The sequence below is a fragment of the Streptomyces sp. NPDC058872 genome, assembly GCF_042743065.1.
In the GTDB taxonomy this organism is placed as follows: Bacteria; Actinomycetota; Actinomycetes; order Streptomycetales; family Streptomycetaceae; genus Streptomyces.
On sequence record NZ_JBHYMK010000032.1, the window covers coordinates 36,634 to 51,328 of the forward strand.

9 protein-coding genes and 1 tRNA gene are annotated in these 14,695 nt (G+C 70.4%); 2 read left to right on the forward strand and 8 right to left on the reverse strand.

The annotated features are described in order from the left end of the window. Positions 1–103 precede the first annotated feature (103 nt). Positions 104–1,129, forward strand: a complete 1,026-nt coding sequence (locus tag ACFW22_RS21025; protein WP_386406736.1) for a hypothetical protein — start codon at positions 104–106, stop codon at positions 1,127–1,129. 33 nt (positions 1,130–1,162) lie between these two features. Here ACFW22_RS21025 and ACFW22_RS21030 read toward each other — a convergent pair whose 3' ends face one another. Together ACFW22_RS21030 and ACFW22_RS21035 are read right to left on the reverse strand one after the other, a co-directional pair. Beyond that, positions 1,163–2,122, reverse strand: coding sequence for a recombinase family protein (locus ACFW22_RS21030; RefSeq protein ID WP_386406739.1), 960 nt, complete (start codon positions 2,120–2,122; stop codon positions 1,163–1,165). Further along, positions 2,106–2,327, reverse strand: coding sequence for a DNA-binding protein (locus ACFW22_RS21035; RefSeq protein WP_384874490.1), 222 nt, complete (start codon positions 2,325–2,327; stop codon positions 2,106–2,108). Before ACFW22_RS21035 ends, ACFW22_RS21030 begins: the two co-directional genes overlap by 17 nt. Positions 2,328–2,517: 190 nt before the next feature. Between ACFW22_RS21035 and ACFW22_RS21040 the strand changes: the two genes are divergently transcribed. Further along, positions 2,518–4,098, forward strand: coding sequence for a tyrosine-type recombinase/integrase (locus ACFW22_RS21040; RefSeq protein ID WP_386406744.1), 1,581 nt, complete (start codon positions 2,518–2,520; stop codon positions 4,096–4,098). A gap of 156 nt (positions 4,099–4,254) precedes the next feature. Here ACFW22_RS21040 and ACFW22_RS21045 read toward each other — a convergent pair. From ACFW22_RS21045 to ACFW22_RS21070, 6 genes are all read right to left on the reverse strand, one after another. Next, a tRNA-Thr gene (locus ACFW22_RS21045) sits at positions 4,255–4,328 on the reverse strand. An 85-nt stretch (positions 4,329–4,413) separates the two neighbouring features. Next, positions 4,414–5,970 (reverse strand): alpha/beta hydrolase, encoded by a 1,557-nt coding sequence (locus ACFW22_RS21050; protein ID WP_386406747.1) that lies wholly within the window; start codon positions 5,968–5,970, stop codon positions 4,414–4,416. Positions 5,971–6,152: 182 nt separating this feature from the next. Further along, positions 6,153–7,355, reverse strand: coding sequence for a DNA polymerase III subunit delta' (locus ACFW22_RS21055; RefSeq protein WP_386406750.1), 1,203 nt, complete (start codon positions 7,353–7,355; stop codon positions 6,153–6,155). 192 nt (positions 7,356–7,547) lie between these two features. After that, positions 7,548–10,943 (reverse strand): dTMP kinase, encoded by a 3,396-nt coding sequence (gene tmk, locus ACFW22_RS21060; RefSeq protein WP_386406753.1) that lies wholly within the window; start codon positions 10,941–10,943, stop codon positions 7,548–7,550. A gap of 162 nt (positions 10,944–11,105) precedes the next feature. After that, positions 11,106–13,949 (reverse strand): type I DNA topoisomerase, encoded by a 2,844-nt coding sequence (gene topA / locus ACFW22_RS21065; protein ID WP_386406757.1) that lies wholly within the window; start codon positions 13,947–13,949, stop codon positions 11,106–11,108. Between the two features lie 270 nt (positions 13,950–14,219). After that, complete coding sequence (locus ACFW22_RS21070) at positions 14,220–14,417, reverse strand: hypothetical protein (protein WP_386406760.1); 198 nt, start codon at positions 14,415–14,417, stop codon at positions 14,220–14,222. Positions 14,418–14,695 lie beyond the last annotated feature (278 nt).

The window sequence follows — 14,695 nt, forward strand, 5'->3', positions numbered from 1 at the left end:
CGACGAACTATGGATACCGAGCTTGATCGATTTGGAGTTGAACAATCAAGCTAGAAGGCATGCGCGTACGCGCATTTCCTGAACACGTAAGGGGCAGGTTGGCATGGATCACGACAAAGGGGATCACAGTCCGTCAGGTCTGATTGGTGGCCTCTCGGCTGTCGCACGCTCTCTCTACGCCGTGATCGCGGACGGTTCCCAGCAGGTTGAGCCAGGCACACCAGGACTCGAAGAACTCCTCACGGGCGGCCTCATCGTCGCCAACCCATGGACTCCCAATCACTACGTCCTGCTGGAAAGCAGTGATGTGCTGCGTCAACAGGTCGAAATCGAACTCCGCGCGGTGCAAAAGCGGATCGCCCACGTTCTCGATACGGCGCGGCTTGTTGAAGAACTTCCCCGACGCCCAAGCTCGGATGAGGGCGGCATGAAGTTCCTCGCCAACCCCCCGGAGTGCAATGCGGCCGTCGTGGAGGCCCTGCACGGCGTCAGAGCCACGGTCTGGACGGCGCAGCCGGTCGAACGCAGCCAGAAGGTCATAGACAAGACAACGCCTCGTGACCTCGACAATCTGGGGAAAGGCATCAAGTACCGCACGATTTACCTCGACAGCGCACGACACCAGGCGCACCAACGCACATGGGCGGAGAAGGTCACCGAGCTCGGCGGCGAAGTACGTACCCTGCCCGGAGGGTTCCACCGCATGGTCATCGTCGACGGCAAGGAAGCCAACGGCCGCGCCATCATCTCCGACCACCGGCCCGGCCCTGGCTACCTCAACCGGAACACGGGTTGGTTGGTAACGAACCCTGGCATGGTCGCCCAACTCGTTGCTGTCTACGAAGAGCAGTGGAATCGTGCCGACCCCTGGACCGGCGGTTACGCGCGTTTCTCCGGGAGTGTGGCGTTCACGCTCGACGACGAGAAGATCCTGCGCGGCCTCCTCGACCGTCGTACACACGAGTCCATCGCCGCCGAGCTCGGCGTGGACCTCAGGACCGTCACCAACCGGCTCGGCCGCATCTACAAGAGCCTCGACTTGAAGCCTGGCGACAAGTTTTCGTTGGGAATGGCCTACGAAAGACACCTCACGCAGAAACGCGAGCAGCGGCAGAGCGCAGAGGCGTAGCTCGCGACTGACCGGCGCCGACACGCCGCCAGGTCAGACCTTCGGTGCTGTGCGCCACTTGAGTTCGACCCGATCATCCACGCTTCGCACGCCGCGGGCCCGAGCAGGCAGCACGCGCACACGGTCGAAGAGAAGCGCAATGATGGCCCTCTTCGAGCTGGAAGGCGCGTGCCCCCACCAGCGAACCAGATTCTTGACTGTGCCGAGGGGCAGCTTGGCATCGGCGATCTGCTCGACGTACCGCAAGCGCGAGCGGGCGGCCTTCAACTTCTCGTTGATCGTCCCGTCCGCTGCCGCGAGGGCCACGCGCCCGACGTGGCCCTCTGCGTACGGCTCAGCGAGAGCGCCCCGTGAGGCCACGAGGTCCTGGATTCGCACGCGCAGCGCCTCCGCCTCGACCTTCATCTCCTCCTGGGCGGCTTCAAGGGCAGCTCGCGTGCCCGGCCGGGATAGCTCGGCAAGCGCGTGCTCGCCGACATAGTCCTCAAGGGCGGTGGCCGTGACCCGGACGCGGCCACAGTCATGGCATCGGTACGAGGGGGTGCCGGCATTGGACCGGCCCCCAGTCATCCCGTGATCACACAGGCCGCACTCGGTGAGCCCCTCCGAGAGCAGGTAAGGGAAGTCATCCTCCCGGACCGCAGCGTCCGCACGGCCTGACTGGGCCTCCAACTGGAGGAACTCCGCCGACGTGATCAGGGCAGGGCGACCAGTCTCGACCAGTTCCCCCGCTTGGTTACGCTCCAGGCCAGCGACGGCAGGGTTGGCGAGGTACCGACCCAGGGACCCGTTGGTCCACTCGCCGCCCATCGTGCCTCGGTGCCCCTCCGCGTTCATCCAGGAGACGACAGCGGAACGCGGCTGGCCAGCGAGGAGGCGGCTTACCGCTTCCCGCGTGACCTGCCGCTCTTGCTCCCGAACCCGGGACAGTCTCTGGTCCTCGAAACCGTACAGCCGAGGCATAGGGCCCACCCTCTCAGCGGCTCGCTGCATCCCTATGCGGCAGCGGGCCGATCCCCAGCGCCTCCCACAGCGCAGCTGTGGGAATGCGCACCGTACTCCCGAGCGGGAGCGTCCGAACGGGGAACCTGCCCTCCCGGATCAGGTCGTACGCCTTGTTGTGACCGATGCCCAGCGCGCGGGCAGCCGTCACGACGTTGACCGTCGCGGGCAGCGCCAAGACCTCGCTCAAGCTCATCCCGGGCTGGTCGGCATTTGCGGTTGTGCTCGATGTCGTCATCTCGTTGCCGCGTTTCTCCCCCGCGCCAACTCGCGATCACTTTACAGGCTAGAGAGGAGATCTCCAGGTGATACAGGTCTTCCCGATGAAGACTGTATGCGTACGGTGATCCAAAGGGAACGATCAGCCCAGGGGGGTAATCGAGAACATGTTCGAGGACAAGACCTATAAGCGGTGCTCCTGCAAGGGGCAGCTCTCCGACAAGGAGGGCAAGCTCCTCTACAACCCTGACGGGTCCCCGAAGATCGGGGGCTTGGAGAAGACCTGCCCAAAGCTCACCCAGCGCGCTCACGGCTCCTGGTACTACTCCATAGAGCTGCCGCCCAACCCGGACGGCTCCCGCCGGCCTCGGGCGAAGAAGGGCGGCTTCCGCACCCAGGAGGACGCGGCCAACGCCGCCGAGAAGGTCTGGAAGGCCGCCCAGAACGGCATCAACGTCCTATCCAAGGAGACCGTCGAGGAGTACCTGCGCCGCTGGCTCAAGAAGAAGAAGCACGACCTGGCCGTCACCACCCACCACGAGTACACCAGGGACGCGGAGCTGTACTTCATCCCGCACCTGGGCAAGCTGCAGATGCGCCACCTGCACACGCGCAGCATCCAGGCCATGTACGACTGGATCGTGGAGGATAACGAGCGCCGGGAGGAGCACCGCGCCAAGACTGACAAACTCGGCGAAGAGGCCCGCACCGCCTACGAGACATGGATGGCCACGCCACAGGACCAGAAGGAGCTGCGCACCGAGCTGCGCGCCCGCTGGTGGGACCTTCGCCGACAGCACACCGAAGCCCGCAAGAAGGTCCAGCGGGTCACCGGACCGGCGACCATGCGCTCGATCAACGCGACTCTGTCCTCGGCCCTCGCCGACGCCGTGGACGAGGAGCTGATCGCGAAGAACTACGCCACGATGGTCAGCCTGCCCAAGGTCACCAAACCCAAGGGTCTGGTCTGGACGGACGAGCGGGTAGCCCGCTGGAAGCGCACCGGGAAGAAGCCCAGTCCTGTCATGGTCTGGACGACAGAGCAGACCGCCCAGTTCCTCGACTTCGCGTCCAGCGACAGGTTGTTCCCTCTGTGGCACCTCGTTGTCTTCCGGGGCCTGCGCCGCGGTGAGGCTGCCGCGATCACCTGGCACGAGATCGACCTCAAGAAGAGCGTGCTGCACGTCACCGAGCAGCTGGTCACCGTCTCGTACGAGGTCCACGACGCCACCCCGAAGGCGGACTCCGTCCGCGACATCAAGCTCGACTCCCAGGCCGTGGCCCTGTTGAAGGCATGGCGGAAGGCACAGCAGGCCGAGCGCGAGACATGGGAGAAGGAGAACGCCTGGATCGACTCCGGCGGCCGGGTCTTCACTCACGAGAACGGCAAGGAGTACCACCCCCAGGTGTTTACCGACCGCTGGGACCGGCTGGTTGAGTTGTCCGGCCTCCCGCCCATCCGTCTGCACGACGCCCGCCACGGCGCCGGATCTCAGGCGTTCGCCGCCGGCGTGGCCCCGAAGGTCATTCAGCAGATGCTCGGCCACTCGTCGCTGCGCATGACGATGGACACCTACACCTCGATCATGCCCACCCTGGAAGACGCCGCCGCCGAAGCTGCGGTCGTCCTGGTGGAGAAGGCGCGCAAGAAGGCGGCGAAGGCCGCCAGGAAGCCGAAGAAGGACAAAAAGGGGCCGGAGAAGAGCCCCAAGGGCAAGACCGCCGGGAAGAAGCTCGGCCCCACCTAATCAGGCTGTGGGAACGCCCGGGAACCGGCATGTTCCCATTCCGTTCCCATGGAGGGTGGGAACGAGACCTACACGCCAAGTGGTCTCTACCAATCCGAAGATCAGGAAATGACAAAGGGCCAGGTCACGGGCAATGTGACCTGGCCCCTCTTCTTGAGCCGCCTTCGGGATTCGAACCCGAGACCTACGCATTACGAGTGCGTTGCTCTGGCCAACTGAGCTAAGGCGGCACACCGTGCAGACCCATCGTGGGTGCAGCAGCGTCGCCAAGTCTACACAGTTTCCGAAGGTGCTCCGACCACCCCCGGAGGGGGCCTACGAGCAGCGCTTTCCGTCCTCAGGCGGGGTGCCTTCGAGGAGGTAGGCGTTGATCGCGGTGTCGATGCAGTCGCTGCCCCGGCCGTAGGCGGTGTGACCGTCGCCCTCGTAGGTCAGCAGGGTGCCGGAGGAGAGCTGTTCGGCCAGGGACCGGGCCCAGCGGTACGGGGTGGCCGGGTCGCGGGTGGTCCCGACGACGAGGATCGGGGCGGCGCCCTCCGCGGTGATGCGGTGCGGCCGGCCGGTGGCCGGGGCCGGCCAGTAGGTGCAGTTGAGGGCGGCCCAGGCGAGTCCTTCGCCGAAGACCGGGGATGCCTTCTCGAAGGACGGGACGGCCTTCGAAACCTCGGCGGCACTGGAGAAGGCGGGCGGCAGGTCCAGGCAGTTGACCGCGGCGTTGGCGGACATCAGGTTGGCGTAGGTGCCGTCGGCCTCGCGCTCGTAGTAGCTGTCGGCCAGGGCGAGGAGGCCGGAGCCCTCGCCGTTCATCGCCCGGGTGAGGGCCTCCCGCAGCTGGGGCCAGGCACCCTCGTCGTACATGGCGGCGATCACCCCGATGGTCGCGAGGGACTCGCCGAGCTCACGGCTCTCCCCCGTGGGCACGGGCTCGGCGTCCACGTCGCGGAAGAACTTCTTCAGCGCTTCCCCGGCAGCGGCGACGGACCCGGTGCCGAGGGGACAGTCCGGCTGGCGGATGCAGTCGGCCGCGAAGGCGCGGAAAGAGGTCTCGAAGCCACCGGTCTGGTCCCGGTTGAGGTCGAGCGCGGAGAGTGACGGGTCCATTGCCCCGTCCAGAACGAGACGGCCGACGCGGTCGGGGAAGAGCTCGGCATAGGTGGCACCGAGGAAGGTGCCGTACGAGGCCCCCACGTAGCTGAGCTTCGCATCGCCGAGCACCGCCCGCAGGACGTCCATGTCACGGGCCGCGTCGACGGTGGAGACGTGCGGCAGCACCTTTCCCGAGCGCTTCTCGCAGCCCGCCGCGAACTCCTTGAAGGCGGTGCTCAGCGCGTCGACCTCCGCGGGGTCGTCGGGCGTCTGGTCGACCTGGGTGTACGCGTCCATCTGGGCGCCCGTCAGGCACTCGACGGGCGCGCTGCGGGCGACGCCGCGCGGATCGACGGCCACCATGTCGTAACGGGCGCGGACCGGTGCCGGGTAGCCGATGCCCGCGTACCCCTGGAGGTAGCCGACGGCGGAGCCGCCGGGACCGCCCGGGTTGACCAGGAGCGAGCCGAGGCGCTTGCCGGGGCCGGTGGCCCGGACCCGGGAGACCGCGAGCTCGATCTCCTCCCCGTCCGGCTTCGCGTAGTCGAGCGGGGCGCGCAGCGTGGCGCACTGGAAGCCCTCGACTCCGCAGTCGCGCCACTTCAGGGTCTGGCCGTAGTACTTCTTCAGCGCCCCGGACGAGGGCGCGGAGAGACCCGCTGCCGGGCTCTGGCCCTCGGCATTGCGGGACGCGGCGGCGCCGCTTCCGCCCGAGCAGCCGGAGAGGATCAGTCCGGCGGCGGCGAGGGCCGTGGCGGACGTGCGGAGCAAACGCCTGGAGTCCATTGCCGGAGGGTATCCGGCAAGGTACGGAATGTGTCCAATCGTTCCCGGCTCCTCCTGCGGCGATCGGGCGCGGCGCAGCCGTTGACCGGTGGGTCGGTGGACCGGGGCGCGGTCGGTGCGGGCCCGGGTTCCGGCCCGCGACCGCCGCGGTGGGGACCGGACCGTCTCCGCCGGCGGTCGGTTCAGTCGCGCAGGGCCATCGTCATCGCCTCCACGGCAAGCAGCGGTGCCACGTTCCGGTCGAGGGCCTTGCGGCAGGCGAGGACCGCTTCGATCCGTCGAAGGGTCCGCTCGGGGGTGGTGTCGCGGGCGATCCGTTCGAGCGCGTCCCGTACGTCCGTGTTGGCGAGGGCGGTGCGCGAGTGGAGCTGGAGGGCCAACACGTCCCGGTAGAAACCGGTCAGGTCGGTCAGCGCGAGGTCCAGGCTGTCGCGCTGGGTGCGCGTCCTGCGCCGCTTCTGCCGCTCCTCCAACTCCTTCATCGCCCCGGCCGTACCCCGCGGCATTCGTCCGCCCTGCACCGCACCGAGGGCCGCCTTCAGCTCCTCGGTCTCCTTGACGTCGACCTCCTCCGCAACCTGCTTCGCGTCCTCCGACGCCGCATCGACCAACTCCTGCGCGGCCTTGAGGCAACCGCCGATGTCCTCGACCCGCAGCGGCAGCTTCAGGACGACGGAGCGGCGGGAGCGGGCGCGTTCGTCGGTGGCGAGCCGACGGGCCCGATCGATGTGCCCCTGGGTGGCGCGGGCGGCGGCGTGCGCCGCCTCCGGCTCGATGCCGTCGCGTCGGACCAACACGTCGGCGACCGCGTCCACCGGGGGGGTGCGCAGCGTCAGGTGGCGGCAGCGGGAGCGGATCGTGGGCAGCACGTCCTCGAGGGACGGGGCGCAGAGCAGCCAGACCGTGCGCGGTGCGGGCTCCTCGATGGCCTTGAGGAGCACGTTTCCGGCGCCCTCCGTGAGGCGGTCGGCGTCCTCCAGGACGATGACCTGCCAACGGCCGCCCGCCGGGGAGAGCTGGGCGCGTCGGACGAGCTCCCGGGTCTCCTTCACACCGATGGACAGCAGGTCCGTGCGGACCACCTCCACGTCCGCGTGCGTACCGACGAGCGTCGTGTGGCAGCCGTCGCAGAAGCCGCAGCCCGGGGCTCCGCCGAGCGCCCGGTCGGGGCTCACGCACTGCAGTGCGGCGGCGAAGGCGCGGGCCGCCGTCGCCCGGCCGGACCCCGGCGGACCGGTGAAGAGCCAGGCATGGGTCATCTTCGAGGCCTCGGGGCCCGGCTCTCCGGCGGCATGGGCGGTCACCAAGGCATCGGCGTCGCGCGCGGCGGCGGCAAGCTGCTCCTCGACCCGGGTCTGTCCGACCAGGTCGTCCCATACGGCCATGTCTGCCCCTCCTCAGGTACGTCCTCCATTGTGGGGCAGCCCTCCGACATCCCCCGCCGAGGAGCGGAGGGACGGAGGGCTTCGAAGGCCGCGCCCCGGCCCGGGGGGCCGCCGCCCTCCGTGCCGATGCCGCACCGCCGCGTCCCCGGGTCCGCAGAACACACCGCGTCCCGGAGCCGGCGGAGCACCGCCTCAGCGGCGTCGGCGCGGGTCTTCGTCCTCGTGCGGGCCGAACAGCTCGTCCGCGAGGGTCGGCAGGTCGTCGAGCGGAGTCTCCTCCGCCCAGTCGGAGCGGCGGCGCGGCCGGCCGTCCTCGTCGAGCTGCGGCAGTTCCCGCGTCCGGTCGTTCGCCCCTCGGGGCTCCTCCCGCTCGACGGGCTCCTTGCGGAAGAAGCCCTGCGGCACCCGGTCGGTCGGGGCGGGCACCCGGGGGTCCCGCACGGTCGGCAGGACGGCGGTCTCGTCGACGCCCCGGCCGTCCCCGGCGTCCCGGATCTGCGGCAGGACGGCGGTCTCGGCCTCGGGCTTCCCGGAGGGCTCGGGCTTCCCGGAGGGCTCGGACTTCCCGGAGGGCTCGGACTTCCCCGCCGTCCGAGGGTCACCCGCCCGGGTGGGCTCCGGATTCTCGAAGGACGTCGGCCGCACGATCGGAGTGGCCACGGTGACCTCGTCCGGGGACACCGTCGGCGCGTCCGTTTCCGGCTTCACGACCGGGGTCACCACCGTGACCTCGTTCGCCGACTCCTCGACGGAGCGAGCCGCCCGCTCGGCCGCGGCCGTCCGTTCGGCCGCGGCGCGCTCGGCGGCCGCACGCTCCCGGGCCTCCCGCTCGCGGGCCGCCTCCGCCTCCGCCGCCCGCTGGGCGGCTGCCCGCTCGGCCTCGGCCCGCTCGGCAGCAGCGCGCTCGGCAGCAGCCTTCGCAGCGGCCTCGGCCGCGAGCCTCTCCGCGGCTGCCTTCGCCGCCGCTTCCTCCGCCGCCTTCGCCGCCGCGGCGGCCTCGGCCATCCGGCGGGCCTCCTCGGCACGGAGCAGGGCCTCCTCGGCCTTGCGCTGCTTCTCCAGACGGAGCGCCTCGGCCTCGGCCCGCAGTCGGGCCTCCTCCTCCGCCTCCTTGCGGAGCCGCTCCTGCTCCTCCTGACGGGCCTTCTCCTCGGCGGCGAGTCGCTTGCGCTCCTCCTCGGCGGCCAGCCTGGCCTCCTCCGCCTTCCTGCGTTCCTCCTCGGCCTGCCGTTCGGCCTCCAGGCGGCGCGCCTCTTCCTCCTCGCGCCGCTTGCGTTCCGCCTCCTCGGCCCGGAGCTTGGCGAGCTGCGCCTGGCGCTCGCGCTCCAGACGCTCCTCCTCCGCCTTGCGGGCGGCTTCTTCTTCCGCCAGCCGCCGGGCCTCTTCCTCCGCCTTGCGGCGGGCCTCCTCCACGGCCTTCACCTCGGCCTCGGAGAGCGGTAGCACCCGGTCGAGCCGATGGCGCACGACGGTGGTGACGGCCTCCGGCTCCTGGCCGGCGTCGACGACGAGGTAGCGGCTGGGGTCGGCGGCTGCGAGGGCGAGGAATCCGGCCCGTACGCGTGCGTGGAACTCCGGCGGCTCGGACTCCAGCCGGTCGGGCGCCTCGGTGAACCGTTCCCGCGCGGTCTCCGGGGAGACGTCGAGGACCACGGTCAGGTGGGGGACGAGGCCGTCGGTCGCCCAGCGGGAGATGCGGGCGATCTCGGTCGGGGACAGGTCACGGCCCGCGCCCTGGTAGGCCACGGAGGAGTCGACGTAGCGGTCGGAGATGACGACCGCGCCCCGCTCCAGGGCCGGCCGGACGAGGGAGTCGACGTGCTCCGCCCGGTCCGCCGCGTACAACAGGGCCTCGGCACGGTTCGACAACCCCGCCGACGACACGTCGAGCAGGATCGAACGGAGCCGCTTTCCGATCGGGGTGGCACCGGGCTCACGGGTGACGACGACCTCGTGTCCCTTCGCACGGATCCACTCGGCGAGCGCCCGGACCTGGGTCGACTTGCCGGCGCCGTCACCACCCTCCAGGGCGATGAAGAAGCCGGTCGGGAAGGGCGCCTGGGCCGGGTCGGAGCCGCGCAGGGCGTCGCGCAGGTCGCGGCGGAGCGGAACTCCTGCCCGGTCGTCGGTCTTTCCGAGGACGAGCGCGGAGACCGGGAGCAGCAGAGCGCCGACGAGGGCGAGCGTGAAGGCCGCGCCGCCGTGCGCGAAGACGAGGTCCCCGGACGCCAGTCGGTGCGGTCCGATCACGGCGGCGAGGAGCGGGGCCGCGACCGCGCCGAGGCCCACGGCGAGGCGCGCATTGGCCTGGAGGTGTTCGGTGGTCCTGGCCCGGCGGGACTCCTCGACCTCCTGGTCGACGAGGGTGTGACCGGTGTGCGCGGCGACACCGGCCGCATAGCCGGCGAGGGCGGCGAGGAACAGCACGGTCGCCGTGTCCGGCACCAGGCCCGTCGCGATCAGGGCGACACCGGTGACGGCGGTCGCGAGGGCGAGCAGTCGGCGCCGCGAGAGGACGGGCAGGACGGAGCCCGCCGTACGGATGCCGACGGCGGTGGCGCCGCTGAGCGCCAGCACCAGGAGCGCGTAGGTGACGGGTCCGCCGTCCAGGTCGTACGCGTGCAGCACGGCGAGGGACGCTGCTGCGGCGATCGCCCCGGCGACCGCGGCGCAGGTCAGGACGAGCAGCGGCAGGGCTCCGGTGCGGCCCTTCTCCGGCGTCCGTCCCTTGTCCTCCTCGGAGTCGCTCTTGGGCGCCGAAGGCCGCCGCAGGCCCTCCAGGGGCGATCGGGGGCGGGGGGTCGCACCGGTGGGCAGCAGCACCGCGTGGAGGACGGTGACGGTGGCGGCGAACAGTCCGGCCGCCACGTAGGAGCCGAGGGCCGCCTGGTGCAGCGAGAACCAGTCGATTCCGAGGCCGAGCAGGTTTCCGACCAGCGTGGCGACCAGCAGCACCGCCGCTGCCGCGGGTACGGCGAGGAAGGCGGTGCGCTGGGACAGTCGGCGCAGCGCACCGAGGTGGTCGGGCAGCGGCCGCACGGCACTGCCCTCCACCGGCGGGGCGGGCAGCAGTGCGGGCGCGGCGCCCTCGCGCGCGACGGTCCAGAGCCGCTCGGCCGCGCCGGTGACGAAGACGGTGCCGAGCAGGTACCAGAGGGCGCTGTCGGGGGTCCAGTCGATCCAGAGCGGGGCGATCACCAGCAGCGCGATGCGCAGGACATCGGCACCGATCATGGTCCAGCGGCGGTCGAACGGGCCCGTCGGCCCGGTGAGCACGGTCAGCGGGCCGAGGAGGACGGCCCCGAAGAGGACCGCGGCCAGCAGCCGGGCACCGACGACGGCGGCCACGGCGAAGGCCGCACCCCGCTCGCCGCCTCCGAGCGCGCCCTCCGTGACGGCCGCCTGGAAGCCGAGGAGGACGAGGACGAGGAGGGCGAGGGCGTCACCGGTGCTGCCGAGTGCATGGGCGCTCCACAACCTGCGCAGCGGCTGATGGCGCAACAGGGCACGTACGGCGCGCTCACGGGAGTCCGCGACGAGTGTGGCGTCGGAATCGCCCAAGCGGTCTGGCTGCTCTGCTCGCGTCATTCGTCCACCCTATCCGGCCGGACTTGCCCGAGCGGCCTCCTCCCGGGCAGTAGGACGGACCGCAGGAAGGGGGTCGGAAACGAGTGCCCCAGGGGGTGCTTCCGGACGTGCGGGGAAAAGCGGGAAACCCCCGCTCTCCCCCGCACCGCACGGCTCGACGGACTACTCCGGCTGGGCCGCCGCGGTCTTCTTCGCGGCGGTCTTCTTGGCCGGGGCCTTCTTGGCCGTGGTGGTCTTCTTCGCCGCGGTCTTCTTGGCCGTGGTGGTCTTCTTCGCCGCCGTCTTCGTGGCCGTCTTCTTGGCCGCGGTCTTCTTCGCCGGGGCCTTCTTGGCGGTCTTCTTCGCCGGTCCCTTGGCCCGCTTCTCGGCGAGCAGCTCGTAGCCGCGCTCCGGGGTGATCGTCTCCACGCTGTCGCCGGTGCGCAGGGTCGCGTTGGTCTCGCCGTCCGTCACGTAGGGGCCGAAGCGCCCGTCCTTGACGACCACGGGCTTCTCGCTGACCGGATCGGTGCCCAGCTCCTTCAGCGGCGGCTTGGCCGCGGCCCGCCCCCGCTGCTTCGGCTGTGCGTAGATCGCGAGCGCCTCTTCGAGGGTGATGGTGAAGAGCTGCTCCTCGTCGGTGAGCGACCGCGAGTCCGTGCCCTTCTTCAGGTACGGGCCGTAGCGGCCGTTCTGCGCGGTGATCTCGACGCCCTCGGCGTCCGCGCCGACGGTCCGCGGCAGCGACATCAGCCGGAGCGCGTCCTCCAGGGTGACGGTGTCGAGGGACATCGACTTGAAGAGGGAGGCCGTGCGCGGCTTCACCGCGTTCTTGCCGGTCTTCGGGGTGCCCTCGGGCAGGACCTCGGTCACGTACGGGCCGTAGCGGCCGTCCTTGGCGACGATCTGGTGACCGCTGACCGGGTCGGTGCCCAGCTCGAAGTCGCCGCTCGGCTTGGCGAGCAGTTCCTCGGCGAGCTCGACGGTCAGCTCGTCCGGTGCCATGTCGTCCGGCACGTCGGCGCTCTGGTGGCCGTCCTGCCCCTTCTCGCCGCGCTCGACGTAGGGGCCGAACTTGCCGACGCGCAGCACGATGCCGTTGCCGACGGGGAAGGAGGAGATCTCCCGGGCGTCGATCGCGCCGAGGTCGGTGACGAGCTCCTTCAGACCGCCGAGGTGGTCGCCGTCGCCGTTCCCGGCGTCCGCAGCACCGCCCTCGCCGGAGGAACCGCCCTCGCCGAAGTAGAAGCGCTTCAGCCACGGCACGGCCTGGGCCTCGCCACGGGCGATGCGGTCGAGGTCGTCCTCCATCCGTGCGGTGAAGTCGTAGTCGACCAGCCGCCCGAAGTGCTTCTCCAGGAGGTTGACCACGGCGAAGGAGAGGAAGGACGGCACGAGGGCCGTGCCCTTCTTGAAGACGTAGCCGCGGTCGAGGATGGTGCCGATGATCGAGGCATAGGTCGACGGGCGGCCGATCTCGCGCTCTTCGAGCTCCTTGACCAGCGAAGCCTCGGTGTAGCGGGCCGGCGGCTTGGTCGCGTGGCCGTCCGCGGTGATCTCCTCGGCGGTCAGCGCATCGCCCTCGGCGACCTGCGGCAGGCGCCGCTCGCGGTCGTCGAGCTCGGCGTTCGGGTCGTCGGCCCCCTCCACGTAGGCCTTCATGAAGCCGTGGAAGGTGATCGTCTTGCCCGAGGCGCTGAACTCGGCGTCACGACCGTCGGCCGCCCGGCCGCCGATCTTCACGGTGACCGAGTTGCCGGTCGCGTCCTTCATCTGGGAGGCAACGGTCCGCTTCCAGATCAGCTCGTACAGCTTGAACTGGTCGCCGGTCAGACCGGTCTCCGCAGGGGTGCGGAAACGATCACCCGAAGGTCGGATCGCCTCGTGCGCCTCCTGGGCGTTCTTGACCTTGCCCGCGTAGACGCGCGGCTTCTCCGGAAGGTAGTCGGCACCGTAGAGCTGGGTGACCTGCGCACGGGCCGCCGTCACCGCGGTGTCGGACAGGATCGTGGAGTCCGTACGCATGTAGGTGATGAAGCCGTTCTCGTACAGCTTCTGCGCCACCTGCATGGTCGCCTTCGCACCGAAGCCCAGCTTGCGGCTCGCCTCCTGCTGGAGGGTCGTGGTGCGGAAGGGGGCGTACGGGGAGCGGCGGTACGGCTTGGACTCGACCGAGCGGACGGCGAAGCGGGCGTCGGCGAGGGCGGCGGCGAGCGCGCGGGCCCCCTGCTCGTCGAGGTGGAGCACGTTCGCGGTCTTCAGCCGGCCGTCGGAGCCGAAGTCACGGCCCTGTGCGACGCGCTTGCCGTCGACCGCCGCGAGGCGGGCGACCAGCGAGGAGGGTCCCGAGGGGTCACCGGCGAGACCGGTGCCGAAGGTGCCCGTGAGGTCCCAGTACTCGGCCGAGCGGAAGGCGATGCGCTCGCGCTCCCGCTCGACGACGAGACGGGTGGCGACGGACTGCACGCGGCCGGCGGACAGCCGGGGCATGACCTTCTTCCACAGGACCGGCGAGACCTCGTAGCCGTACAGCCGGTCGAGGATGCGTCGGGTCTCCTGGGCGTCGACCATCCGCTTGTTCAGCTCGCGCGGATTGCGGACCGCCTGCTGGATCGCGTCCTTGGTGATCTCGTGGAAGACCATCCGGTGGACCGGGACCTTGGGCTTCAGAACCTCCTGGAGGTGCCACGCGATGGCCTCGCCCTCGCGGTCCTCATCGGTGGCGAGGAAGAGCTCGTCGGACTCGGCGAGCAGCTCCTTGAGCTTCCTGACCTGTGCCTTCTTGTCGGCGTTGACGACATAGATGGGCTGGAAGTCGTGCTCGACGTCGACGCCGAGGCGGCGCACCTCGCCGGTGTACTTCTCCGGCACCTCGGCGGCGCCGGAGGGGAGGTCACGGATGTGCCCGACGCTCGCCTCGACGACGTAACCCGGGCCGAGGTAGCCCTTGATCGTCTTCGCCTTGGCGGGCGACTCGACAATGACGAGTCGGCGGCCGCCGTGTGCGGTCTCGCTGGTCGGGGACAACTTGGCTCTTCTCTCCGGTCGACACTCTCTGGCCCGTGCGGGCACGCACGGCACGTGGGCACGCACGGCAGCGGCACGGACGGTGACGCTCCCGTCGCTGCGGAGTGTGACGGTACAACCCGCCCCCGTGTCAAACGGCGAAAGCCCGCAACGGCCACTCGAACGGTAACCCGAGTCTTGGCATTCCTGCCGCCCGGACTCCCGGTCGGGCGGGGCGCGCGGACGGGCCGGTGAGGTCAGAAGGAGATCGGGAGACGGTGCGGAGCGGGATCAGATCCGGCCGAAGCACCAGACGCCGAGGAGGAGGGACACGGAGCCGGCGAGGCTCGTCAGCGCGACCGCCGCACCCGGAGCGACCCCGTGGACGACGGGCTCACGGTGCAGCGCGCGCACGGTCGTCCACAGCAGCAGCGCGCCTCCGAACAGCGTGAACGCCGCCCCCGCGAAGATCGCCGGCCCGCTCTCCATGCCCGTACCCCGTTCCGTTCGCCTGCGATCTTCGTCTCCCGTGGCCGAGGCTGACAGCTCCGGGCGTCGGGGGCACGAATTCCGGGTGAACGGCGCGGGCCGACCTCTGCGGTTTCACGAAGATGGCCGGTAGTGATCCGCTGGCAAGTGGCCTTCCCCACCCCCTTCCTCCCGCCCTCCTGCCCTGCCGCCCTGCCGCCCTCCGCCGGTGGTGCCACCGCACCGCGGGCATCACGCGAAACGTCACCCAAGGGGTGTTTCCCTCCTTTTCGGGTGAA